Source organism: Corynebacterium sp. HMSC036D03 (genome assembly GCF_001836185.1).
GTDB lineage: Bacteria > Actinomycetota > Actinomycetes > Mycobacteriales > Mycobacteriaceae > Corynebacterium > Corynebacterium simulans.
Genome location: NZ_KV827767.1, coordinates 528 through 1,367, shown reverse-complemented (window position 1 = coordinate 1,367; position 840 = coordinate 528). Strand labels below are relative to the sequence as shown.

The following is an 840-nucleotide window of genomic DNA, read 5'->3' as shown; positions in this document are numbered from 1 at the left end:
TGCACCATCGATCCTGGCCAGGTTGCCTCCACTGTGTCGATTTGGGGTAGTTGGTACCGCGAGTCTGCGTAGTTGGTACCGGTGTTCCACGTATCCGGTACTGCAAGGGGGTTTTCTTTCATAGTTGATGTTGGCGACACCACAATCCGCTGGTGTTGCGTCAACTTCTACTTGGAAGGAGCTGGTCCTTGTGGCCAACTTCAAACAGATCATCGCGATGTGCCTTGATGGTGCTAGCTACGCGCAGATCACACATGCATTGGGATGTTCACGACGAGAAGTATCCCGAGCGAAGAAAGTCATCAACGATGAGGAACTAACTCCAGAGCGCTTCCGTCAGCTCCCACCGGGATGGTTCGATGATCGATTCAGTGATGGTCGGAGTAAGCGGTCGTTGCCCTACGACCAGCCTGATTTTCATGCTCTTGCACGCAAGCTGAAAAGTACAAAGCATGTGACCAGGCATAAGCTGTGGATGGACTACGTGTCGCAGCCTTGTCCGACGGATAAGACAAAGTACCAGTACTCCCAGTTTTGTAGTGGGCTCAATGAATTTCTGCGTGCCAACGATCTCGTCGAAGTTATCACCCATGAGCCAGGGCAAGAGCTTTATGTCGACTGGGCCGGTGACAAAGTGCCTGTAGTAGATCAGGCCAGTGGTGATACCGCGTTCAAGGCGTCATTGTTTGTCGCGGTCAGCCCGTACTCAGGGCTGATGTATGTTACGGCCGCTGCGAATGAGAAGATGCCGGCGTGGATTGAGTGCCATGTTAAGGCGTTGAATTATCTTGGCAAAGTACCAGCAATCATCGTGCCAGATAATGCTTCTACGGCGACTTA

1 protein-coding gene is annotated in these 840 nt (G+C 52.1%); it reads left to right on the top strand.

What is annotated here, in order from left to right; translation table 11 throughout:
- Window positions 1-190: 190 nt before the first annotated feature.
- A partial coding sequence (locus HMPREF2692_RS11905; RefSeq protein ID WP_070823711.1) for a DDE-type integrase/transposase/recombinase occupies window positions 191-840 on the top strand: 650 nt, incomplete at its 3' end.